Annotated in this window: 11 protein-coding genes and 1 pseudogene; 9 read left to right on the forward strand and 3 right to left on the reverse strand. The window is 40.5% G+C overall.

What is annotated here, in order from left to right; genetic code table 11:
- Positions 1-40: 40 nt before the first annotated feature.
- Both BN161_RS02580 and BN161_RS02585 read right to left on the reverse strand, forming a co-directional pair.
- Positions 41-751: an RNA polymerase sigma factor gene (locus tag BN161_RS02580; RefSeq protein WP_044262806.1), complete on the reverse strand. Its 711-nt coding sequence runs from the start codon at positions 749-751 to the stop codon at positions 41-43.
- A gap of 576 nt (positions 752-1,327) precedes the next feature.
- On the reverse strand, positions 1,328-2,572 hold the full coding sequence (locus tag BN161_RS02585) for a S41 family peptidase (RefSeq protein WP_125910733.1): 1,245 nt from the start codon (positions 2,570-2,572) through the stop codon (positions 1,328-1,330).
- 280 nt (positions 2,573-2,852) lie between these two features.
- On the opposite strand from BN161_RS02585, the gene BN161_RS02590 reads away from it, so the two are divergent.
- Positions 2,853-3,278 (forward strand): DUF3836 domain-containing protein, encoded by a 426-nt coding sequence (locus BN161_RS02590; RefSeq protein ID WP_044262809.1) that lies wholly within the window; start codon positions 2,853-2,855, stop codon positions 3,276-3,278.
- Between the two features lie 40 nt (positions 3,279-3,318).
- On the opposite strand, the pseudogene BN161_RS02595 reads toward BN161_RS02590, so the two are convergent.
- Positions 3,319-3,714, reverse strand: a pseudogene (locus BN161_RS02595) (DUF1016 N-terminal domain-containing protein); the annotation flags it as partial.
- A gap of 752 nt (positions 3,715-4,466) precedes the next feature.
- On the opposite strand from BN161_RS02595, the gene BN161_RS02605 reads away from it, so the two are divergent.
- The 8 genes from BN161_RS02605 (at position 4,467) to BN161_RS02640 (ending at position 25,540) form a co-directional block, all read left to right on the forward strand.
- Entirely contained in the window at positions 4,467-10,094 is a 5,628-nt protein-coding gene (locus BN161_RS02605; RefSeq protein ID WP_244436393.1) for an alpha-2-macroglobulin family protein, read from the forward strand.
- 33 nt (positions 10,095-10,127) lie between these two features.
- Positions 10,128-11,579, forward strand: a complete 1,452-nt coding sequence (locus BN161_RS02610; protein ID WP_044262815.1) for a TlpA family protein disulfide reductase — start codon at positions 10,128-10,130, stop codon at positions 11,577-11,579.
- A gap of 873 nt (positions 11,580-12,452) precedes the next feature.
- Entirely contained in the window at positions 12,453-12,878 is a 426-nt protein-coding gene (locus tag BN161_RS02615) for a DUF3836 domain-containing protein (RefSeq protein ID WP_044262818.1), read from the forward strand.
- A gap of 468 nt (positions 12,879-13,346) precedes the next feature.
- On the forward strand, positions 13,347-13,772 hold the full coding sequence (locus BN161_RS02620; protein ID WP_044262820.1) for a DUF3836 domain-containing protein: 426 nt from the start codon (positions 13,347-13,349) through the stop codon (positions 13,770-13,772).
- A gap of 191 nt (positions 13,773-13,963) precedes the next feature.
- A complete protein-coding gene (locus BN161_RS02625) occupies positions 13,964-18,283 on the forward strand; it encodes a hybrid sensor histidine kinase/response regulator transcription factor (protein WP_044262823.1) in 4,320 nt (1,439 codons plus the stop codon).
- 128 nt (positions 18,284-18,411) lie between these two features.
- On the forward strand, positions 18,412-20,802 hold the full coding sequence (locus BN161_RS02630; RefSeq protein WP_044262824.1) for a glycosyl hydrolase family 95 catalytic domain-containing protein: 2,391 nt from the start codon (positions 18,412-18,414) through the stop codon (positions 20,800-20,802).
- Between the two features lie 42 nt (positions 20,803-20,844).
- The gene (locus tag BN161_RS02635) at positions 20,845-23,808 is read left to right on the forward strand and encodes a SusC/RagA family TonB-linked outer membrane protein (RefSeq protein WP_044262827.1); all 2,964 of its coding nucleotides are present in this window, start codon (positions 20,845-20,847) and stop codon (positions 23,806-23,808) included.
- A 31-nt stretch (positions 23,809-23,839) separates the two neighbouring features.
- Positions 23,840-25,540, forward strand: coding sequence for a RagB/SusD family nutrient uptake outer membrane protein (locus BN161_RS02640; RefSeq protein ID WP_044262830.1), 1,701 nt, complete (start codon positions 23,840-23,842; stop codon positions 25,538-25,540).
- The last annotated feature ends 264 nt before the right edge of the window (positions 25,541-25,804 follow it).

The following is a 25,804-nucleotide window of genomic DNA, read 5'->3' on the forward strand; positions in this document are numbered from 1 at the left end:
ATCAGATATAAACCAATTCCGTCAACAGGTTACATAGTAGTTAGTGAGCAAGCTTTCCATTCTGTGACAGCTTAGAGAATAAATTTTCCCAGTAGTTCTTTCTTGGAAGTTCCTTTTCGAGCCGTTGGTAAACGTCGACGAGGCGGATAATCTTCTTGATGGCGGTATATTCTTTCTCCAGATTGAGCGAGGTGACTTGCTTGCATATCCGGCATTTGCAGGTTCCCTGCGGGTTGTATAGCGGACAGGTGTCATTCATGAAGTGAGTAATCTTCCGGATGGAGCGGGAGGAAATCTGACGGACGCTCTCTTCCGTCATGCCCATGATTTCACTGATTTGCTTATACGGCAGGTTGAGGTTTATCTTGAATATGAATATCAGTCGGGCATCCTTCGTCAGGCAATGGTTCTGGGCTGTCAGACACCAGTCGCAGCATGCTTTTATCCATTCCTGTTCGTTCCGGTCCTGCCCGTTATAATCAATGGCGGGAAGTTCGCGAAATTCTCTCAACTCATTCATTGTGGCTATTCTTTCGTTCCGGGCATATCGCAATATGGTGCGTTTGCATATTGTATATATCCATGTCGATAACCCGGATTCCCCGTTGAAGGAGTCTATGCTTTTGATGATTTCGTACCAGACTTCCTGAGCCGCTTCTTTAGCGATTTCCTTGTTTTGTATCATGCGGTGTGCTATGGAAGATACCATGACGCCATATTGTTCTACGATTTCCTTTAAGTCAGGTTGCATATTCTAAGTATTGAGTTTGCGAATGTAGCTAATTTGTTTTATCCTGCCAAGGCCGGTAAATGCGGGCATCACTTTCGTTTTGACACTTTGCTTTTTATGCATAACGAGAATGCGATATTTCCGTCCCGATGTAAGGAAGAACGGAAAGAAACGAACGAAAATCAACATTTTGTTGATTGATAGCGTGATACATAAATATGTACAACTCTAATAAAAGAAAAACAGATGGTCTGTGCAGTGAATACAGATGGTTTGTCTCCCATCTATAGATGGTTTGTTTACGATCTATAGACCGTTCGTTTACGATATATAGATTGTGTGCGTTGCATCTATAGATTGTGCGCCTCAGATATATAGTTCCTTCGTGTAAGAAGTATGCTTCCTTGCATAGGTATTGCATATACTGCCTGCTTTATGCAAAAGGCGTGTATATATATTCTATAGATTGTACGAATGGATTCTGTTTCGGGTGTTTTCAGAAAGGTGTCTGTTAGTAAAAGTGCTGTTTTTGTAACTTTATGTTCGGAATAAAGTGTAATGTATGACTTTAGGTGCGGTAATTTGGTCCGTAAATATTTATCCTTTTGTTATAAGTCTGCAGGTATATTTCAAAGCGGTGTCTTCATCGTTCATGAAATCGGAAATTGTTTGTGATACTTGATGATGGGGAGGAATTCCCATCCCTTCCATAGGAAACCCTTTTGGCGATAAATCCGGTTGACGGGTGGGCATCCGCAAATAAGTACCGTGTTTTGTTCTGAATGTGCGGGGACTATTGCCTGTGTCTCCTCCGGTGGCTTCACCGACAAGTGTTACGTTTTCGCTTTCTTTCATATCTATTGTGAAGCTTTCGGCAGCAGAGCAGGTGATAGTACTGGTCAGCAGATAGATTTTTCCTTTATAAGCATCTGCTTCGGGTTGCATTAGTTGACTGCTGACGCAATGCGGTTGCTCTTTCCGGATAAAATATTTGCAGATATCCCGTCCGTTGCCACTGTTGCCTCCTCCGTTTTGGCGGATGTCTATAATGAGATAGGGAAGGTCTTTTATTTGAGGATAAGCTACTTTGAAATCTTCCAGCACGGGGGACATCATGGTGTTGATGGCCAGATAGCCGATGCTGTCTTGCAAAACTTTGGTTTCTACGGTTACCTCTTTTTCATCAGAGAAGTAGTCTCTTCGTTTCAAGGGTAAAGAGATTGTCAGTGTATCATCGTTTCTCAGCAACGTGTAGTCTCGGAGGGTGTCGGCATAGCTGATGAATGCGTAACGGGCTGATTTCAGATGCCTCCATGCGTCAGTAGATGCCTCGGCATATTTTTCGTACTGATTAATCCACTCTTTATAAGGAACTTCATTGATGGCTATGATGCAGTCTTTATCCTTGAATCCGTATTGTGTCAGATAGGCATTGGGCTTGTAGATGTATAAGGAATCTTGTATGAGGACCGGAAATTGTCTCGCTGTGTACGTCTTGAAGCAGGAAATGGCATGACTGCATTGCAGGGCGGAAATATACTCCTGTACTGCCAATCCATAGTCTGTGGTGGTTTGTGCCTGGCGAACACGGGTGATGTATGTCTGGTATAATGAATCCATATTCAGATGTTTGGCTTGGTATAGTGAATAGTTTTCCATTACTATCTGATGTATTTCCTCAAAATCGGCTTCAAACTGCGAAGGTTTTACGGGTATTTCCGAAAGATAGAAATACTCCGCTTCGGGTTCTTTGTTGTAGAAATGCTTAACATAAATGCGCAATCCACACCAAGCAACGGCGAATATGACTACTACGATAAATGTGATTTTTAAATGTTTCATACTCTATAGAATTTTGTTGTACATATCGTTTTGTGTCTTTATGGTTCTTTTTGCGCTGTAAAGTTAGCCTTTTATTTCTATATAATGAAACACGGATACACCTTTCTGTTCGCTTTTGTGCGGACACTTGTCCGTTTATGAACACTCTCTGAAAATGAATATCCTCTGATAATCAACGCTTTATTGTTTTGGCACGGCAATTGACTATATATTGTCGAAGGCGGTTGACAAGGACTTCCTTTCAAAATCAAGAAGTAATAACAATAAAAAAATAACGATTATGAAAACGAACTTAATTTCTAAAGCAGTGGTAATGATGGTAGTAGTAATGGCAAGTGTAATGAACTTCTCTGCAAGTGCAAGCAATCCTACCCAGTACGTAAAGAACGAAGAAATGACCGGTGAACTGATGACCGCAAAGACTATCTTCAAGAACGAAGACGGATGTCTGTTCCGCCACCTCCGTTACACGTATACTTACGATAACGAAAACCGCGTAACCAGCAAGGAAGCTTCCAAGTGGGACAGCGTAAAGGAAGCTTGGGTTCCTTACTTCAAAATGAATATGGAGTATAATAATCATGAAATTGAAGTGAGCTACGCCCGTTGGAACTCCAAGAGCAACGCTTACAACAGCAATGTTGAAAAAACTGTTTATGAATTGAATGATGATAATGTTACTTTAATGTTAGCAAGTACAAAATAAAAGCGAATAGTTTTCTCGGGTAAACCGGCTATTGGGGGGCTTTTACTTTTTGCATCAAAATAACATTGTGCGACCAACTTAGTTGTTTAACAGGAAGGGCTAAGTTTGATATTTCTAATTTGGCAACAGGTTGTTGCCAAATTGTAAATTCCTGATTATATTCCTTATAGAACTGAATCATGCATCTGCAATTACGTGGCGAGAAACCTTTCACTTTCGGGTAGTCATTCTTTAAGTCATTGGATAGTTGTTCAAGCGCATTGTTACCCCAACCGATCAACTTCTGGCTTTCAAACAGCAATTTACCAATGTCCCAATATATAGTAAGCATTTCTTCATTGGCTGCATAGATAGCCTTCTTTTGGGCGAGTGCCACCCGTGTCTTGACTTGTTTAAGCAGGATTGCATAGTTAAAGATATTGTTTTGAATTTCCATTTTACGTCTATTAATTAACTTATTAGGGTTTAAGAGTGCCCGAAGGCTTTCCTGAACACTCGTCACTCGGTCATAAAAAGATCAAAAGCTCTGACTGGCAAAGATAATGATAATAACGGGAAAGGCGATAGCTTTTTCAAGTACATCAGCAAATGTAACTAATTTGCTTTATCCTGCCAAGGTCAGTAAATACAGGCGTCACTTTCGTTTTGACACTTTGCTTTTTATGCATAATGAGAATGCGATATTTCCGTCCCGATGTAAGGAAGAACGGAAAGAAACGAACGGAATTCAACATTTTATTGATAGCGTGATACATAAATATGTACAACTCTAATAAAAGAAAAACAGACGGTCTGTGCAGTGAAAACAGATGGTTTGTTTCCCATCTATAGATCTTTCGCGTTACATCTATAGATCCTTCGCCTCAGATCTATAGTTCCTTCATGGAAGAAGTATAGTTCCTTGCATAAGTATTGCATATACTGACTGTTTTATGCAAAAGGTATGCATTTATATTCTGTAAATTATGCAGTTGCATTCTGTTTCGGGTGTTTTCAGAAAGGCGTCTGTTAGTAAAAAAGTCATTCCGGTAACTTTTTGTTCGGAATGATATGCTTTCCGGTAACCGGTTTCTTGGGCTGTTGGCATTTGTTATGTTATTAAGTCTGAACAGCCTTACTACCCTACGAATAAAAAATATATCTTTGTGAATGAACCTGTTAATTGTCGGACGTAAATCAAAAACACAAATGAGAAATATGTTTTATTGGGCTGGTATAATAAGCATTCTTATCTGCCTGCCGCTTCGGGTTTCTGCTCAGTCGTATGAACAAATGTGGAAACAGGTTGAAGTTCTGGAACAAAAGCAACTGCCTAAATCTGCAATACAAGAATTGCGAAAGATTTACGAGTATGCCAAACAGGAAAAGAATGTGTCTCAGATGATGAAAGCCCATCTGACGAAAGCATCCTTATGCATTGATATTACTCCTGATAGTCTGGATAGCGAATTGTCCGGCTTGAAAGCTTGGGTGGAGGAAGAAAAAGATACGGTATATAAGGCCATACTGAATAACTTGCTGGGATATTATATTCTGGATACGGGTAAAAAAGATGAAACTGCAATCGATACTGCTATCGCTTATTTCCAACGTTCGTTGCAAGATAAAGAAATACTTTTCCGGAAATCAGCTGTGGATTACCGTCCTATGACCAACAGCAAAGAACTGAGTGAGAAATATTGTGGTGATAATATGTATCAGTTGCTTGCCCGGCAGGCCATCTCCCGGCTAAGCGGCTATTTTATTGCCAACCCTGTATCAGCCGAGAAAATACAAACTGAGATTTTATCTATTTATGACGGACTGATTGACTTCTACCGTCAACAAGGCATGACAGACGCCCGATTGTTGTTGATGCTGGATAAGTTATATTATGAGGGAAATGACGTCAGTCGGGGCGGAGTGAATGAAAAGCTGAGGCTGACCGACGAGCAAGTAATAACGTCGCTAAAACAATGGGCGGAAGAGTTTGCTGATTCTCCGCTTTGCGGAGAAGTGTACTGCCAGTTGGCAGAACGCTATGATAGAATGCAGGATTACACCGCAAAACTAAAAGCTGCACAAACCGGACTTGCAAAATATCCCCGGTCACTCTCTGCCAATGATTTGAAAGAACAGGTAGCGGAAGTATTGACTCCCAGGCTAATGGTGGAAATTCCTTTTGCCTATCCCGGAAAGGACGTTGACTTGAAAGTAAAATACCGTAATCTGGCCGGATTTACGGTAGAACTTTACCGGATGAATCTGCCTGTTACAAGTCCTGTTCTGGAAAGAGAAATAAATGCTTCTACATTAAGTCAATATGGAAAATTGGTCGGTACCCGCCATTATGATTTGGCAGCTACTCCGGACTACAAGGAAACAGATACTTTACTACGTTATAAATTCCCCGTTGAGGGCATTTATGTAGTAAAGTCTATCCCTGACGGACATCGTAAATATACGGCTTATGGAAAGGCTTATGTCTCCTCCTTACAGGCCATATCATTAGGATTACCCGATGGAAAGCAGGAAATCAATATCGTAGACCGATTGACCGGACATCCGATGACGGGTACTGAAGTGGCCTATTACCGTGTGTCACCGGGAGAAGGTTACCGTTGGATTAAAACATATCCTGTGAATGGCAAAGGGAGTGTTACTCTGACTCCACCCAGTGTCGAAAATTGGCTGGGAATAAATGTTCGTAAGCCGGGAGCCGATTATATGGAGATCAGTTATGCCGGCTTTTCAAATGCGGGATATCATGTGCCCGGTTCACGAAAGTGGGAAAAGCATGTTTCTCTTTTCACTGACCGTGCGCTGTATTGTCCCGGTCAGGTGGTGCATGTTTCGGGGATAGCGTATGAACAATCGGGTGATTCGGTCCGTGTTTTCTCCAGAGTTCATAATGACGTAGTGCTCCGTGATGCTAACCGGCAGGAAGTGGGTAAGATATTCCTTGCTACAGATGAATTTGGAGCCTTTTATGGCGATTTCGTACTTCCTGAGGTACTTCTCCCGGGAGAATTCGAAATATCGGTGCAAGATGGCGAAAGCCGCTATATCCGTGTAGACGAATACAAGCGTCCTACATTCGATGTTGTTTTCTATCCCTATCAAGACACTTATAATATGGGTGATACACTACTGGTCAGTGGCGAAGCAAATACATTTGCGGGAGTTCCGGTAGGCTTGTGTAAACTCAGTTATAAAGTAACCCGTTCACTGAATGAGTTCTGGAAGATCTCAGATAATGAAACGGTTCTGGCCGTAGGTGAGATGCAGACTGATGCAGACGGGAAGTTCCGCTTCCCTGTCTTTCTGCGTGAACCGGATGATTTCCAACCTGATAAAACGGGGCGCTACTATACATACAAAGTGACGGCTGAAGTAATCAGTCTGACCGGAGAAATTGAGAGCGGAGCCTTGTCATTACCTGTAGGACAGCAGTCTGTTGCCTTACAGATTAAAGGTTTGCGCTCCAAAGTGGCACGTGAGAAGCGAGATACTATACAAATTCTGGCTTTGAATTTAAGCAGGCAGCCTGTAACACTTCAAACCACTTACGTGGTGTACGCCTTGGATGAGAAAGGTAACAAAGGAAATGAGGTGTGCCGTCGTACAGTTGGGACTTATCAATCATTTATTCCCGAGGATATACTTGCTCTCACTCCGGGACATTATAGAATGGAGGCTTCAGTCCTTGACGGACAGAGAAGAACCTGTACAGCGAAACAGGACTTTATTCTCTTTTCATTGGCAGACCCTCACTTGCCGGTATACTCACCGGAATGGTTCTATCAGGATGGGACAGAACTTGATGCCCGGCATCCGGTGAACCTGTATGTAGGTAGTAGTGAGAAAGAAGTCTATCTGTTGTATGATGTATTCTGTGGCGATAAACGTATTGAATCCAAACGAATGATCCTCAATAATGAAATCCGGAAGTTTACCTATCTCTATAAGCCGGAATATGGGGATGGAATCACCGTAAACTTTGCTTTTATGCGCGAAGGCAAGCTGTATACAAAGAAAGTACAGATAGCACGTCCCCGTCTGGAGAAGAACTTACTGCTGAAATGGGCTACTTTCCGTGACAAACTGCAACCGGGAGGAAAAGAGGAATGGAAACTTCAGATCATGCACCCGGACAAGAAAGCGGCTGATGCGCAATTGCTTGCCACTCTTTATGATGCTTCACTCGATAAGTTATACATCAATGACTGGAACTTCAATCTGAATCTCCCCCGTTTTATTCCTGATACCGGAGCGAATCTGATATCTTCCGGGCATTCCATCTGGATGTACAGCAACTTCCCCTATTCGGGCAGCACTTTGCGTGGTCTCCGTTGGTGGGATATATATAGTACTCTGAATACTCCGTTCTGGCGGGTTCCGCATCCAGAGGGTAGTTTCCGTATAAAGCAGGATAGCAGGATGATGAAGTCCGCAGCTATCAGCCTTGATGCTGAAACCCCGCCGGATGACGGTTTTGAAGTGGAAGACGGAAGCTTCGTTGAAGCAGTGTTCGAATGCTCTGATGCTGTGGCATTGGACGATGGTTCGCCATACGTTCCTCTCCGGCAAAACTTTGCAGAAACAGCTTTCTTCTATCCCGCCCTCCGTACGGATACAAATGGAGTCGTAAGCCTGTCTTTCACCTTGCCCGAAAGTCTGACTGAATGGAAGTTTATGGGATTTGCCCATACCCGGAACATGGACTACGGACAGATAACGGCTAAGGCGAAAGCAGTCAAGTCGTTTATGGTGCAGCCTAATATGCCTCGTTTTATTCGTGTGAATGATAAGCCTGTTATCAGTACGGGAATAATCAATCTGTCGGGAGAAAACATTCAGGGAACAGTCCGTATGGAACTGGTCGATCCGCAGACGAATCAGATTATATCAAGCCGGGAACATGAATTCAGTGCGGATGCCGGAGCAACCGTTTCCGTATCATTTGATTTAGAAAGCCCGGAGGAACCTACAGTACTGATTTGCAGAATTATTGCCGAGGGTAGTAATTTCAGTGACGGCGAGCAGCGCTATCTTCCGGTTTTATCCGATAAACAATGGGTGACTGAAGCGATACCCGTTCAATTGAATGGTACGGAAAGTAAATCGATTGCCCTGGAGAGCCTGTTTAATGATGGAAGTAAAACTGCAACAAACAAACGGCTGACGGTGGAACTGACGGCCAATCCTGACTGGTATGCCATACAGGCTTTACCCGTCATTGGCAATCCTGTGGATGAGGATGCCTTGTCGTGGGCAAGTGCTTATTATGCCAATTCATTGTCTGTGGCCATCCTCGATGCCAATCCCCGCATCCGGCAGGTATTTGAAAGCTGGAAGATACAGGGAAGCCCATTGTCGGGCAATCTTAATGATAAGGAAGAATTGAAGGAGCTGTTACTGAAAGAAACTCCCTGGCTGGCAGATGCTCTTGATGAAACAGAACAGAAGAGAAATATAGCGCTTTTGTTTGACTTGAACACGATGAGTAACCGTAATCGTATTGCGGTATCCCGTCTGGAAGCATTGCAGCTCCCTGACGGTTCCTGGAGCTGGTATAAAGGGATGATGGGGAACCGTTACATCACTACCCGGATTGTAGAAATGCTGGCACGGCTTCGCACAATGGGTGCATCTACCCTTCCGGTGCAGGGAATGTATGAAAAGGCGATAAGCTATCTCCATACCCAATGGCTGGATGAATACGGACAGATGAAGGAAAATGAAAAGAAAGGCAATAAGAATGAATTGCCCGGCGAGCAATCCTTGCATTATCTGTACATCTGTGCTTTAGACGGTCAGGTGGCAAAGCAAACTGATAAAACCGCCTATTCGTATATGATTGATAAATTGGAGGCAGGTGCTCCGAGTGATGTAATTTATGACAGGGCACTTGTCGCTACCATACTGCATAAAGCGGGTAAAAAGGCAAAGGCGGACGAATTGGCCCGATCCATTCTGGAATATTCAGTTGCTACCCCTGAGATGGGACGTTATTTTGATACTTCGAAAGCCGGGTATTCATGGGGCAGTTACAGAATACCGACGCAAGTGGTTGCTATTGAAGCCTTATCCGGTATTCTGAAAGAACCGCTGGCAATTGCTGAGATGAGGCAATGGTTGCTTAAACAAAAGCAGGTACAGGCCTGGGGCAATCCGGTAGCTACCGCCGATGCTGTGTATGCATTTCTGGGTGGAGATGATGACCGATTGGCGGAAAACAGTACCATGAAAGCGGAAATAGGCGGAACAGAAGTAGTGGCTCCTGATGATGCATTAGGGTATGTCCGTCGTTCTTTCTTCGGTAATGAGGTCGGAGCCCGGCAAATAGAAATTGCACATACAGGTGCAGGAATAGGTTGGGGAGCTGTATATGCTCAATGCCTGGAGGATATGGATAAATTGCAATCAGCAAAAGGCAACGGATTGAAAATCAATCGTACCTATTATAAAGACGGCAAGGAGGTTTCATCAAAGACGGATTTACATGTGGGAGACGAGCTTACTGTCCGGCTGACCGTGAAGGCGGATCGGGATATGGATTTCGTTCAGATAAAAGATACACGTGCTGCATGTATAGAGCCCAAGGAGGCATTGTCGGGATATCACCATTCCGATGCTACCGGTTATTATCAGGTAATGCGTGATACCTCTGCTGAATTCTTTATTGACAAACTTAAAAAAGGTACTATCCAAATAGAATATAAAGTCTATATAGACCGTTTGGGGGCTTATCAAACCGGTATTGCTACTGTCCAATCGGCCTATGCACCTGAGTTTGCCGGATATGGAAAGAGCCTGTCTGTAACGGTGCGTTGAATTTATTAGTCATTTCTTAATTATAAAATACGTATGAAACATCTATGCTTACTGTTTGCAATTTTATCTTTCTTAGGCTGTAAGGCTCAGAAGAGTCATGAAGATTTGGCGAAAGAAGTGATAATCTCGGGCCGTGTATTGAACAGGGAAGTTTATCCGAAGGAGAAGGAGGTGAAACTTGAGATACCTTATCTGTCCGGTCTGGAAACGGTTTACACTTCTCCCATAGCGGATGACGGTACTTTCTGTTTCCGTTTCAGTCCTTATGCTTCAACTCGTGAGGTTGCTCTTCGCAATTATGCGGAACACTTGTATGTACACCCGGGTGATAGTCTGCATGTTGAGATTGACTTCAACGATTTGTTGCATCCCCGCATTACCGGAACTTCCGGTGCGCTGAATCAGTATATGGCTCTTTTTACCGAAGGAGGATACTATCGCAGACTTAGTTCCTATAACAGAGAAGCACCCTTTGATGAATTTGAAAAAGAATTGAAAACAGAGTATGCCAATCTCCTGGAACGTCGTGCCGACTTCCTCAAAGAACATTCGCCGGGCGCAGAAGTTGAAGAGTATACGGCGGACTTATTGTTGATAGATTATTATACTGCACTCTTTGGCAATGCCATATCACAAGCGGCAGATGGCAAGGATGTCAGCGGATATAAAGCGTTATTGCCGGAACTTGACCCTGTCTTTTCAGGGAAAACCGTTTTTTCCGGTCTGTTTTCGCTTGCCGCGAATGTACATATCTTCCTTTATTTTGAGCATACCCGAAGAGAAAAAAGTGATTTTGATTTAGCAAATGTGATTGAGGTTAGCAAAGATCGTGCTATCCTTCCCTATTTATACCTCCAACCCATAGGTACCTCTTTATGCGATAATGATACAACTTACATCGCTGATCACAGGTCTCAATTCGATTCTATAGTTCAGGCTCCCTATTTAAGGCAACCTATGCTTAAACTATATCAGAATAAAGCGAATTATCTGAAAGCCCCCCAAGCGATATCCCATTATATGCTTTATGGCGATAATGCTGATGAGGCAGCTGCGAGGGAGAAAATGCCGTTCATGATCCCTGTGTACAATCTTTTGGAAAAGTATGCGGGCAAAGTGATTTATGTTGATTTCTGGGGAGTAACCTGTCCCCCTTGCCTGGCGGAAATGGAGCCTTTGAAGGAACTGCGGAAACGTTATTCGCCCGATGATGTGGTTATGGTCAGCATCTGTGGAAGTAGAGAGCGGGAAGCGTACCATAAGATTCTGGAACGTTTCTCTTTGGAAGGGAAGAATATTGAATGTATCTATTCAGAAGATTGGGCGACTTCTGATGATTATCATCGTATCATGGCTCATTGGAATATGCACAGTATACCGCAATTCCTTCTCATTAACCGTGATGGAATTATTGTAGATTACGGAGGTTTGTTGAGACCCAGTAATCCGCAGACAGTGGTAAAGATTGATGCTCTATTAAAATAAGAAACCGATAAAATGTACAGTTGGCTTCGGAAGATAGGGAGAATAATAGAAATGTCTAAATGATGATATAATTCCTGAATCGTGTTCTTAATGGTGGAATATTCCTGTTTTCTGTAACACGCTTAATTGTGCCGATTCGCATTCCAGCATATTCTGTGAATAAGTAAGGAATAAAAATGCACTGTCCCCATGTGTTATTGCATTTTTACAAGCTATTTATACAGAAAAGGGTTACTACTTACAGGTGATAAGGTTACTACTTATGGATGATATCATTACTACTTATAGGTAAAAGGGTTACTACTTCCGGGTAAAAGGGTTATTTGATACGTGATTTTCTCTTATGTAGATACTTTAGGAGAGATATTTCAGTCTGGAAGAAATGTAAGTATTTCGATAGTGTACTAACAATCTGATGTTTGCTTGTTTTTATTCGTGTATTTCCATTCTCGTAGGGCTCCGGTTGGAAGTAACGGATTCTCGGCTGACTAAAAATACAAAATGACAATTTGATCTGTATGGGTTTATGTGTAAAGTGGGAAGATTCAATCTCCCCACTTTATATATTCATCCTATTTTGGATTGCCTGAACAACCATTCTAAAAAGTCTGGTTGATTAAATGCCGGGTCCCAACTTGTTTGTTCCGTGAATTTACCGAAGTTTTAACTTGAAGGGAAAAGTGTGCTTTATTTTTGGTTTGTCCGCTTTTATGCGGACACTTGTCCGGAAATGAACATTACTCGAATTTGTATATTCGTTGATAATCAGCATTTTATTGTTTTGGCACGGCAATTGACTATATATTGTCGAAGGCGGTTGACAAAGACTTCCTTTCAAAAACAAGAAGTAATAACAATAAAAAAATAACGATTATGAAAACGAATTTAATTTCTAAGGCAGTGGTAATGATGGTAGTAGTAATGGCAAGTGTAATGAACTTCTCTGCAAGTGCAAGCAATCCTACCCAGTACGTAAAGAATGAAGAGATGACTGGTGAACTGATGACCGCGAAGACCATTTTTAAGAACGAAGACGGTCACTTGTTCCGCCACCTCCGCTACACGTATACTTATGATAACGAAAACCGCGTAGCCAGCAAGGAAGCTTCCAAGTGGGACAGCGTGAAAGAAGCCTGGGTTCCTTACTTCAAAATGAATGTAGAGTACAGTAACAATGAAATTGAAGTAAACTACGCCCGTTGGAACTCTAAGAGCAATGCTTACGACAGCAACATCCAAAAGAGCGTTTACGCATTGAACGATGCTGACGCAACTTTGATGCTGGCAAGTACAAAATAAAAGTATAAGCACTATCGGAAGCCGGATACAGAGAACGCATTTCTCGGATATCCGGTTTTTTTGTTGTTAGGTCGCCGGAATATCCGGTCAGGTTTCGCACCTGCATGTCCCAATATTGTTGGGAGGAATAGAAGACAAATGTACGGCTATATGTGGCTGAAGCTTTGTTCTCTTGATGGGCAGGGGCTTTTCATAGGTTGTATCAGTAGATTCTGCCAGTATTACTTGTGCCGTAAGACTTAGTAAGGATTAAAGGCATTATGTACATTACTCTATATTTCTTTATTTCTACTTTGTCCGCTTTTGTGCGGACACTTGTCCGTTAATGAACACTGGACTATTTTGAATAAACTCTGATAATCAGATGTTTATTGTTTTGGCACGGCAATTGACTATATATAGTCGAAGGCGGTTGACAAAAACTTCCTCTCAAAACCAAGAAGTAATAACAATAAAAAAATAACGATTATGAAAACGAACTTAATTTCTAAAGCAGTTGTAATGTTGGCAGTAGTAATGGCCAGTGTAATGAATTTCTCTGCAAGTGCAAGTAATCCTACTCAGTATGTGAAGAATGAAGAGATGACCGGTGAGTTGATGACCGCTAAGACTATCTTTAAAAATGAAGACGGCCATCTGTACCGCCACCTCCGTTACACCTATACTTACGATAACGAAAATCGTGTAACCAGCAAAGAAGCTTCCAAATGGGATAATACACAAGAGGCTTGGGTTCCTTACTTCAAGATGAACGTTTCTTATGTAAACAATGAAGTTGAACTTAGCTATGCCCGCTGGAATTCCAAGAGCAATGCTTACGACAGCAATATTGAAAAGACTGTTTACGAACTGAGCGATAGCAATGCGGCTTTGATGTTGGCAAGTACAAAATAAGTATATAAACACTATCGGGGGCCGGATACGGAGAATGTATTTCTCTGGTATCCGGCTCTTTTGTTGTTGGCGGATAGAAATAAGTTTGTTTCTTCAAATTGGATAGTCGGAATGCTTTATTACAGATTTTCATCTGTAATTTCCGAAAAAGGAATAAATTTGCCCCACATTAATCTTTCTTATCTTATACTATGATGAATACAAAAGTAAAATTATTACTGACCATAATATGGTGTCATCTGCTTCCTGTACTGTCTGCACAAGAGATGATCAACGTACGACATTATTCAATAGAAGATGGCTTGTCACAAAATATTGTGCAGGATATGCTTCAGGATAATGATGGGTACATTTGGTTGGCTACATGGAATGGACTGGAAAAGTTTGATGGATATACTTTTAAGAATTATAAGTCGTATCCTACAGATGATACAAAACTAAAATACAATAGATTAGTAAGCATTGTCAAAGGAGCCGATGATGCTTTGTGGTGTCATACATACGATGATAAGGTTTATCTATTTGATGTGCGCCAGGAAAAATTCAATGATATTTTTGTCTATCATCCACAGATAGAGGAATGCAAGTTGGTAGAGAAAATGATTCCATTGACAAATGGGATCATATGGATAATAGCTTCTGACGGTAATTTATGGCGTATTGATGAAGCCCTGTATAAAAAAGATAAAGGAGTTATGTTCCTTCCTTCCGGTTCTGTTCCGCAACATGGTAACCGTGTTTATTCAGTCGTACGTGATGCTCATGATAATGAATGGGTATTGACTGATAAGGGATGCTTTGTCTATGGAAAACGGGAATTATCGGACAGCCGGAATTTTAATAATGCAATATGTATCGATAATATCCTTTATATGTCTTCTCCGGATGGAGAGCTGGTAATGTATACACCGGAAGAAGGAATAAAAGAGATATCCATAAAAGAAACTGATTACAGTATCATAGACTTGTTGGAACTACCCAATGCGAAAATGGGTATTATGACTAATCGGGGTATAATCATCTACGATACTCAAAACAACCATGCAGAAAGCATTTTGGTGAATGAGAATCATCCTGATATACAACCATCTTATCATTTACTTTCAAACAATGGCATACTGTGGATGATTAACGGAAATGAAAATGTTATCCGGTGTGATTTAAAGCAGAAAAGCATTAGCTTTATAAATTATCCTTTGAGCCAAAAGGAAAAAGCGAATATTTTTATCCATGAGGATTATTACGGACGTATATGGATATTGGCTCCAAATGGCGAATTTTCATTTTACAATCCTATAACAAATGTTTTTGAGCAAGGCTATACGTACATAAATGGCGAACATACATATTATCATGCAACCGGGAGGAAATTTCTGATAGATAATCAGCAAAATATATGGTTAAGCTGTGATTCCGGTGTCGATCAGCTGACCTTCTTAAATGAAAGTTACAGCTACTTCTCTACAGGGCACAATGATAAGATACGCGGGCTGTTTGTTGATTCCAAACAGAGAATATGGGTGGCTGATAAAAGTGAAAGAATAGAAATCTATAATGATAATCATGATTATTGCGGTAATCTTAGCCGGGATGGGCATTTGGTAAAAGACAAGCAACTTGTTTTTGGTGCGGATATCTATTGCTTTTTTGAGGATGAGCAGCACAGGATATGGATGGGTAGCAGGACAGGAGGAATCTATGTAGCAGTTCCGGAAGCAGGAAAGTTCCGGATTTATCATTTCAAACACAATGAGAAAGATAAAAATTCATTGAGCTCTGATGCTATTTTCTCTATTTGTCAGGATACAAAAGGAAACATTTGGGTTGGAACGTATGGGGGAGGACTGAATGTAGTGGAGGGGAGCTTTCCCAATCTGAAATTTACGCATTACCAAAATGGGCTGGAACTCTATCCCAAGAATAAATATCTGAGGGTGCGAAGTCTGCTTTGTACTTCAGCAGGAATTATGCTGGCAGGAACCACTGATGGGCTGTTGACTTTTTCTACAAATGCGGATCAATGGGAAAAAATACAGTTTAATCTGAATCAATGCGAAACGAAACGTGCCAATAGTCTTAGTAATAATGATGTAGTATATGTATTTGAAAGCCGTAAAGGAGATATTTATGTGGTTACTCATAGCAGTGGACTAAATCTGGTAAGTTCTAAAGACCTTCTATGTGATCATATAGAATTTATCCATTTGAATAAACTAAATGGATTGCCTTCCGATATGGCTTATACTATTTCAGAAGGGAAAGATAATGAGTTGTGGATTAATTTTGAGAATCATATCTGTGCATATAATCCGGTTGAGAATACTATAGATACTTATGATCGCTTTTATTTTCATTCTCATCTGGCTGTGTCTGAAATACCATTCATCAGGGATAAAAACAATGGAATGTATGTAGCTTTGAACAGGGAAGTTTTATACTTGGATTTGGATAAACTCAAAAAAAGCCAGTTTGCTCCACATATTGTTTTCACGGATGTGAGGACCCGAAAGAATTATAAACAGGAAAGGTCTTCTCCTGTTACCAATCGGGAATTAACGCTGGAAAAGGATGAGCGTAATGTTTCAATTACTTTTGCTGCTTTGGATTTTGCAGGTTCGGGGCATTTGCAATATGCTTATCGGCTGAAGAATATAGATGAAGAATGGAACTACATAGGAAATAGCCGTACGGCAAGTTTGGTGAATCTGCCGGCGGGAGACTTTATTTTAGAAGTGAAATCAACGAATGGAGATGGGCTTTGGGTGGAAAATACGGCACAGCTGGCTATTCATGTGAAACCTATCTTCTGGGAGACAGGCTGGGCATGGCTGTTATATATAGTGTTAATAGTAGTGGTAATTCTGGCTATCTCGGCTACTTTTGCTTACATATTTAATTTGAGACGGAAAGTGGACTTTGAACAGCAACTTACCAACTTGAAACTTCGTTTCTTTACTGACATATCTCATGAATTGCGCACTCCTCTAACTTTAATTGCAAGCCCTATAGAAGAGATTATTAATCGGGAGAAATTAAGTGATGAGGGACAGGAAAACATACAGCTTGCAAAGAAGAACACTGATCGTATGCTGCGTCTTATTAATCAATTGCTTGATTTCAGGAAGATACAGAACAACAAAATGAAGTTGTATATTGAGCAGGCGGACGTCGTAACACTATCTAAAAAAATCTATGATAACTTTACGGGCTTGGCCCATCAGCGGAATATCGATTTCCATTTTGTTTGTCCTTATGATAATTATACTCTTTACACAGATATAGATAAACTGGAAAAAATATTGTTTAATCTACTGTCAAACGCCTTTAAATATACTCCGGATGGGAAGAATATTGATTTGATTCTTGAATTTAAAGAAAAGAACCTGCTTATTAAGGTTAAAGATGAGGGAAATGGAATTGAATTGCATAAAATAGATATGTTATTTAAACGTTTCGAAACCTTGGGACAGACAGACGCTAACTTATCAAGCGGTATCGGGCTTTCTTTGGTAAAAGAATGGGTTGATATGTTGCATGGGACGATTACGGTAGATAGTAAACTGGGGTATGGAAGTACTTTCTCTATTTCCCTGCCAGGAGAACATGAGATTTTTGAGTCCGATAAAAATGTTGAGTTCATTTTAAATGATTCCGAATCTTCAATGTCGATGGATTCCGGTATAACGCAAAATAATGAAGAAGCAGAAGGTATATCGGTTTTAGTAGTGGAAGATAATGAGGAACTGAGACATTTTATGGTGAATATACTTCGGAAAGATTATCATGTGATTGAAGCAGAAAATGGGAAAACAGGGCTGGAGAAAATCAAGTCGAAAATTCCGGATTTAGTTATCAGTGATATTATGATGCCTTGTCTGGATGGTATAGAATTACTGGAAGAAGTAAAGAAGGACTATAATGTAAGCCATATTCCTTTTGTTTTATTATCAGCGAAAGCTACGTTGGATGACCGTATAAAGGGGCTGGAATATGGGGCGGATGATTATATAACAAAGCCATTCAGTTCCGGGTATTTACGTGCGCGCATCTCCTCATTATTAAAGCAACGCAGCATATTGCGTGAACATTTTATGAAAGAAGTATTGCCTGTTACCGGTAAAGAGCCTGTTGCTATTCAGGGTGATGCTTTGGAGAACTTATCTCCGTCGGTACCGCAAATAACCTCTTATGATGAAGAATTCATTCATAAAATCATTCAGGCTGTGGAAGAAAGGCTGCAAGATTCTGATTTCAAAATCGAAGACTTGGCTGATAGTATGAATATTGGACGTTCTGTTTTCTATAAGAAGGTGAAGTCTATTTTGGGGGTATCTCCCATTGAGCTTGTAAAAGATATGAGAATAAAGAGAGCTATACAATTATTGGAAACAGGAAATTACAATATATCCCAGATAGCATACATGAGTGGTTTCTCTTCTTCTCAATATTTTAGTCGGGTATTCAAAGAGTTGAAAAATTGTACTCCGAGTGAATATAAGATAAAGAACTAAAATAAATAGTGCACAGAATCACATAAATAATGCACAGGCGTCTGTTCCACCTGCGCTACCTTTGCCCGCAAAGCAATACGAGCTTAGTGGGCATTTTTTTATATAACAATATTTTAAATGAAAGTACTATGAGAATATTTTTTCTTTGCTGTGTAGCTGTTTTTTCTTTTTTAAGCTGTAAAACAGAAATCAATGATGTTGGTAATGTTCCGGAACGGGGATTTCATAGCAATCGTCCGGCTAATATTTGGGAAGAATCGTTGGTTACAGGAAACGGTGTGATGGGAGCTATGGTAATGGGAGACCCATACAGGGAATCTATTGTTCTTAACCATGCTTTGCTTTATTTGCCTATTCATTTTCCGAGAAAGCCTGTCAGCCAGGGAAAGAACCTGGAGAAGATTCAGCAAATGATGCTGGATGGTAAATATACGGAGGCTTCTAAGTTTATTGTAGACTTAGCTAATTCCGAGGGATATCAAGGTAAACACGCAACAGACCTTTTCGTTCCGGCATTTCAATTCAACATTTCAAGTGATACTTCTTCTGTGAAGGAGTATAATAGGACTGTGGATTTTACTACGGGCGAAGTAGAGGTTAAATGGGAGGATAATAATGGAATCTATTCGCGTAAACTATTTATTTCCAGAGCGGACAATGTGATTGTTCTACGGTTATCTTCAAAAAAAGGCTCTATCCATACAACATTGAATCTTTCACAGATAATGAGGCATGATGCAGGCCGTAAGAAGAAATTTACATTAAGTGAGAAGAACTGCATTGATAAAGCTGAATCCGGTGTAATGGAAAACGGACTTTATTTTAAAGCATGGTACGAAAGGCCTTGGGAATTTGAATCCAGAAAAAGCTTTAAGGGATATGAAGGGGTAGTGAAAGTCGTGAACATGGACGGGGACATAGAGATGAACTCGGATCAAATAGTCATAAATGGTGCTACGGATGTGCTGATATTAGCTCGTGTTGAACCTTCTGACGATATGGAAATATCAAAAGTACCTGATATGATGAAAAACCTCAGTTTATATCCTACTGATTATGCGAAATTACTGGATGCGCATAAGAAAATCCATAAAGAATTATTTGAGCGTGTATCGATTGATTTGGGTGCCTCTAAAGAAGACCGTATGAAATCTTCCGAAGAATTATTGGAAGCTGGTGGTTCCAATTCGGCTTTAATAGAGAAAATTTTCGATGCTGCACGTTATAATGTTATTTGTGCCACAGGCATCAATCCTCCTAATCTTCAAGGTATCTGGGGAGCTACTATGACTCCTCCCTGGTCCGGTGACTATACGACTAATGGAAATCTGCCGGTTGTCATTTCCCATTATTTGCAGGCTAATACTCCGGAGCTGATGTTGCCACTGTTTGACAGGCTGGAAGCATATATGGAAGATTTTAAGGTAAATGCACGTGAGCTTTATAACTGCCGTGGTATTCATGTTCCGTCACGTTTTAGTTCACATGGCTTAAATAATCATTTTGATGCTACCTGGCCAATGACTTTCTGGGTGACCGGAGCGGCATGGTACTCACTCTTCTATTATGACTATTATATGTATACCCTGGACAAAGAGTTTTTGCAGAAACGGGCACTTCCATTCATGGAACAGGCCGCCTTGTTTTATGAAGACTTTCTGAAAGAAGGGGCTGATGGGAAGTATGTTTTTAATCCTTCATATTCTCCGGAAAATCATCCGGCAAATCATCCCAGCCAGGCTTGTATAAATGCCACGATGGATGTGATGGCAGCTAATGCTTTGTTGCGCTCAGTTATAGAAGCCAGTCAGGTTTTGGGTGTCAATCAGGATAAAATTCCGGTATGGGAGTCTATGCAGGCCAAAATGCCTTCTTATATGCTGAATGAGAATGGAGAAATAAGAGAATGGATGTGGAAGGACTTGCAGGACAATCATAAACATCGTCACGCTTCTCACTTATTCGGACTGTATGATTTTCATGATCCCCTCATTATGAAAGATAAGGATTTGGTAGAAGGATGTAAGCGGGCCGTTAATCGTAGGATGGAAATACGCCGGCAAGACAATGGCGGAATCATGGCGTTCGGTATGATTCAACTGGCTTTCTCTGCGTGTGCTTTAGGTGAATCTGAGACGGCTTATGATATGCTGACCTGGTTGGGAAACAGTTATTGGAATAATAATATGGTTTCAACCCACGATCCTAAAAAGACATTCAATCTGGACATCTGCGGAGGATACCCGTCTTTAGTGATGAAAATGTTGGTTTACTCGGAACCGGGTCTGATATCCCTTTTACCATGTAAGCCTCAGCAATGGCGCAATGGGCATATAAACGGAGTAGCCTTGAGAGGTGGAATTATAATGCAAGAGCTGTCATGGAATGAAAAAGAAGTGAAAGTCACTCTATTATCTAAAATAGATCAGAACGTAAAAATTCAATTACGGGAAGCGGAAATGCAGGAAATAGTGTTAAAAGCAGATACTCCTGCTACCTTCAACTTTTCATATGAATAGAAAAACAAATACCTTATTTACTAATTTTAAAAGCACTTTTTTATGAATCAGAATGTATTTATTCGGAGGACATGTATGTCTTTGATGTTTAGCATGCTTTGCTTGTTGTCTCTGGCTCAGACACATCAAGTTTCCGGTATTGTGAAAGATGTTACCGGAGAGCCGGTGATTGGAGTCAATGTATCTGTGCAAGGAACCGGTAACGGTTCTATTACGGATTTGGATGGTAAATTTGCAATTCCGAATGTGAAGGAGAAAGATGTTTTAATTGTCTCTTACATCGGTTATCTGACTCAGTCTATACCGGTTGGAAAACAGACTTCATTTACCATTACCTTGAAAGAAGATGCACAGGCTTTGGATGAAGTTGTTGTTGTAGGCTATGGTGTACAGAAAAAGAGGGACTTGTCGGGTGCTGTGTCTTCCGTAAAGTCACGGGATATCACAGCTATACCGACAACCAATGCTTTGGAAGCTTTACAGGGAAAGGTTGCAGGATTGGACCTGACTTCTTCTTCAGGTAAGGCAGGAGCTGATCTGAGTTTCACTATTCGTGGAGAGAGATCATTAAAAGCTAGCAATAAACCTCTGATCTTGGTTGATGGAGTAGATTATGGTACAACTCTGGATATTAATCCTTCGGATATCGAATCTATTGAAGTCTTAAAAGATGCATCTTCAACCGCCATTTACGGAACACGTGGTGCAAATGGTATTATCATCGTGACTACTAAGAAAGGAAAAACAGGAAAAGCAAAAGTTTCTCTGAATGCTTTTGCTTCTGTTAATATGATTTCTTCTTATCCATCTATCATGAATGGAGCTGAATATGCACAGTTAAAACGTGAAGCATACCGTGACCAGACAACTAATGAATATTTGCCGGATGATCAGGTCTTTACAGTGGCGCAGGAGTTGGAATATGTTAGAGAAGGAGTGTCTACTGACTATCGTGACTTAATGATGAGCAATGGTTTCAATCAGAATTATGAACTATCCATATCGGGAGGTACAGACAAGACACAACACAATATCTCCTTGGGATATAGAGGTGAGGATGGGCTTTTCAAGAATGATAATTATAAACGATTGAATGCCAGGGTGGCATTGGATCATGAATTACTGAAACCCCTGAAGATAGGTACAAGCATTACGTATACCTATAAGGATCAAAATACACGTCGTGATCCGTTGAATATGTGTAATAAGATTGTTCCATTATCAAAACCTTATGATGAAAATGGAGAAGTGGTAAGATTCCCGGCACCGGGATACAATTCTCAGACCAATCCATTGGTGGATGATGTGGAGGGGGCAATAAAGGATAACACGAAAGGTACCCGCTTCTTTGGTAGCTTGTATGCGAACTGGAATATCACAAAAGATCTCCTTTTCAGAACCACATTAGGGGTTGATGCTCAGAATTCAAGAAGAGGGTATTATTGCTCGGCAAACTCTTTGGATGGAGAAGGCAAAGACAGTAAATCATTGAAAGAACATACTATTCAATCGGGTATTACCTGGGAAAACATCCTGACCTATTCGAAGATATTGGGAGAGCATGATTTTCAAATAATGGGTGGTACCAGTACGATTTATAAGAGTAAAGAATATACATTAGCTTCAGGTAAAGGTCAGACTTATGGAGGCAATATCTATCATAATCTGGCATCAAACACCAAGGAAGTTATGATTGACAGTTATTTACAAGAAGAGAATTTGGCTTCTTTCTTCGGACGTGTAAATTATAAGTTTATGGACCGTTATATTCTTACAGCTTCTTTACGTGCAGACGGCTCTTCACTACTTGCCAGTGGACATAAGTGGGGCTATTTTCCATCTGTAGCATTAGCGTGGAGAATGAATGAAGAAGCTTTTCTGAAGAACATTGATAATTTATCCAACTTGAAACTTCGTTTAAGTTGGGGAGAATCCGGTCAATCGGCCATTGATCCTTATCAAACGATAGGTCTTTTGGGATCCTCTACTTATTCATTCAATAATGAGCTGGCCAGTGGTCTGTATCCTAAGACTATGTCGAATAAGAATCTGACGTGGGAAACAACTTCTGTATTCGATTTGGGAGTGGATTTCGGACTTTTCAATAATCGTCTGTCAGGTTCTCTGGATATTTATAAATCATATACGAGGAATGTTCTTATGAATCGCAAGATTCCATCAACTAATGGTTATTCTGATGTGATGGAAAATATTGGTAAGACGGAAAACTTTGGTATTGATATAACGCTAAACTCAGTAAATATACAAAAGAAGAATTTTACCTGGAACACAGACTTTACGCTTTCTCATAACAAAGAGAAAATAAAAGAACTGGCATCGGGAGCACTGAGAGATGAGGCTAACTCGTGGTTTGTGGGCGAAGCGTTTCAGGTGTTTTACGATTACAAGAAAATTGGTATCTGGCAATTAGATGAAGCGGAAGAAGCTGCTAAGAACGGGCAGATTCCTGGTGACATAAAGATACAGGATACGAATGATGACGGGGAAATTACTCCCGAAGACCGTGTTATTTACAGTAAACGTCCGAAAGTGACTTTTGGTATCAATAATGCTTTTACCATTCATGATTTTGAATTTTCGTTTTTCATTTACAGCCGTTTAGGTCAGTGGATCGATTATGAATTTAATAGAGGATATAAACCTGACGGATTGGAAAACAGTTCGAATGTAGACTACTGGACTCCTGAAAATCCCACAAACGATTTTCCACGTCCTAACCGTTTTTACGGATTCGGAAAAACCAGATATTCTTCAACCTTGAAATATGAAAAAGGCTCGTTTGTGAAAATCAGAGATATAACTTTAGCTTATAATCTTTCGGCAAAGGCACTGAAGAATATAGGACTGGACCGCGTACGCATTTATGCAACAGCTAAAAACTTTTTCACTTTCAGTAGTATTGAGAATTATGATCCGGAACGTGGAGGAGGTATTTCATTCCCTATGACCAAGCAACTTGTGTTTGGTGTCAATTTGGATTTTTGATAAACGATTCAGTATTTAAAGGAATAACATTATGAAAAAAAGTATATTATTAGTAGCATCGTTGATGCTGTTTCTGGGAAGTGGTTGTGATAGTTTCTTAGATGAAACCAATTATAGTGATGTAACTTCCGAAGGGGGATATTATGATACGGAAGAAGGGTTGAATGCCATCGTGAATGCATGTTATACCCCATTGCGCTTTTGGGCAGGTAAAGAAGATGCCATTGGATTGAGTGAAACTGGAACGGATATTATCGCAGCAGCTTCCGGATGTGTGGATAATAATATGGCGGCATATACGCAGTCGCTTGATGGTACTAATTCTGCATGTACCTTTTATTTTGACCGGTTCTACGCAGCTATAAACTGGTGCAACACCGCAATCTATCATGCGGAAACTGTACCTAATCCATCGAAAGATGAAACATTGGCTACAACATTGAATAAGCGTGAGGCGGAAGCCAGAGTACTGCGTGCATTTTATTATTGGATACTGACTGAAACATTTGGAGATACCTATTACATAGATGTGCCTTCAAGTAGTATCGTAATGAATCCGGTTAAAACATCGGTAAGTGATATTTATCAGCATATGTTTAGTGATCTGGACTGGGCTATTACAAGTAAATTATCTACCCAGCAGAATGACGGTGGTCGAGTTACGGTATGGACTGCCAAAGCACTTAAAGCCAGACTGCTGTTAACGCGGGCTAGTGTAACGAAGGATGCAAAGATGTATGAACAGGCTTATAATCTGGCCAAAGATGTGATAGACAATGGTCCGTTTGAGTTGGCTAAAGATTTTGCTTCTATCTGGGATATGAAGAACAGTGATGGAAATTCCAATAATGAAGTAATATGGTATGTCGATTATTCAACAAATCAGCTGTACAATTCGGAATTGGATGATAAACCGGTTATCAGAAATGGAGGAAATAATGCGCATCTGCTTTTCTGCATGAAATATGATGACCAACCGGGTATGACACGTTCCATAGAGTATGGACGTCCGTTTAACCGTTACATGCCAACCCGTTATTTGATTGACTTGTTTGATGAGGAAAGAGATCAACGTTATGGTGGCAGTTTCCGCCATCTATGGATCATGAATAATGAGAAAGGAAAAGGTAAGTACACGGCAATGGCTGATACGGCTATTTATATAATTAAAGGGGAAGCAACTGCTGCACAACGTACCTGGGCAGAAAAACGTTACCAGCTGTTTGACAGAAATGATATTTATAATGCAGACGGTTCTACTAAAAACATGAAGCAATCTTTAGAGTTATGTAAGTTTGCAGACCCTGCACGTGCTTCTAAAGATGAAGATAGAAGTACGCGGGACGGTTTTATGATTCGTATCGCTGAAATGTATCTGATTGTAGCAGAAGCTGGGGCTCAAACGGATAAATCTGATGCTTTGGATTATATGAATAAGTTACGTATGGCTCGTGCAGTTGCCGGTTATGAAGAAGATATGTGTGTCAACCTGTCGCAGATTCAAGATATTGATTTTATTTTGGATGAACGTGCGAGAGAATTGGCGGGGGAACAACTGAGGTGGTTTGATTTAAAGCGTTTTGGTAAAGAGCAGTTTGTAAAGAGAATAAAGAAATGTAATCCTAATGCGGCTAATGTTGATGAACACCATTGGGTACGTCCATTTCCGCAGACATTTTTGGATGCAATTGAAAATAAAACAGAGTTCACTCAGAATACAGGTTATAAATAATTAAGTATTGTTTTATATGTACCCGGCTATGGAAAATGCTTTTTTCCATAGCCGTTTTTTTTAAAAAACAGTCTTCAAAATATAAAGAAAAGACTTGTACTTCTTGCTCTTTCTCTTGTGAATATAATGACATTTGTCCTACCTTTTGGGTATCTTCCTGAATAAATACTAAATAAAAGTTCTTTGGAAAAGCAAATTGACAGAATGGAATTTGCAATTTGTCATGGCTTCTATAAAATAGTCATTATCCAATTGTAATTTTTT

Origin of the sequence: Bacteroides timonensis, from assembly GCF_000513195.1 — a bacterium.
Lineage (GTDB): Bacteria > Bacteroidota > Bacteroidia > Bacteroidales > Bacteroidaceae > Bacteroides > Bacteroides timonensis.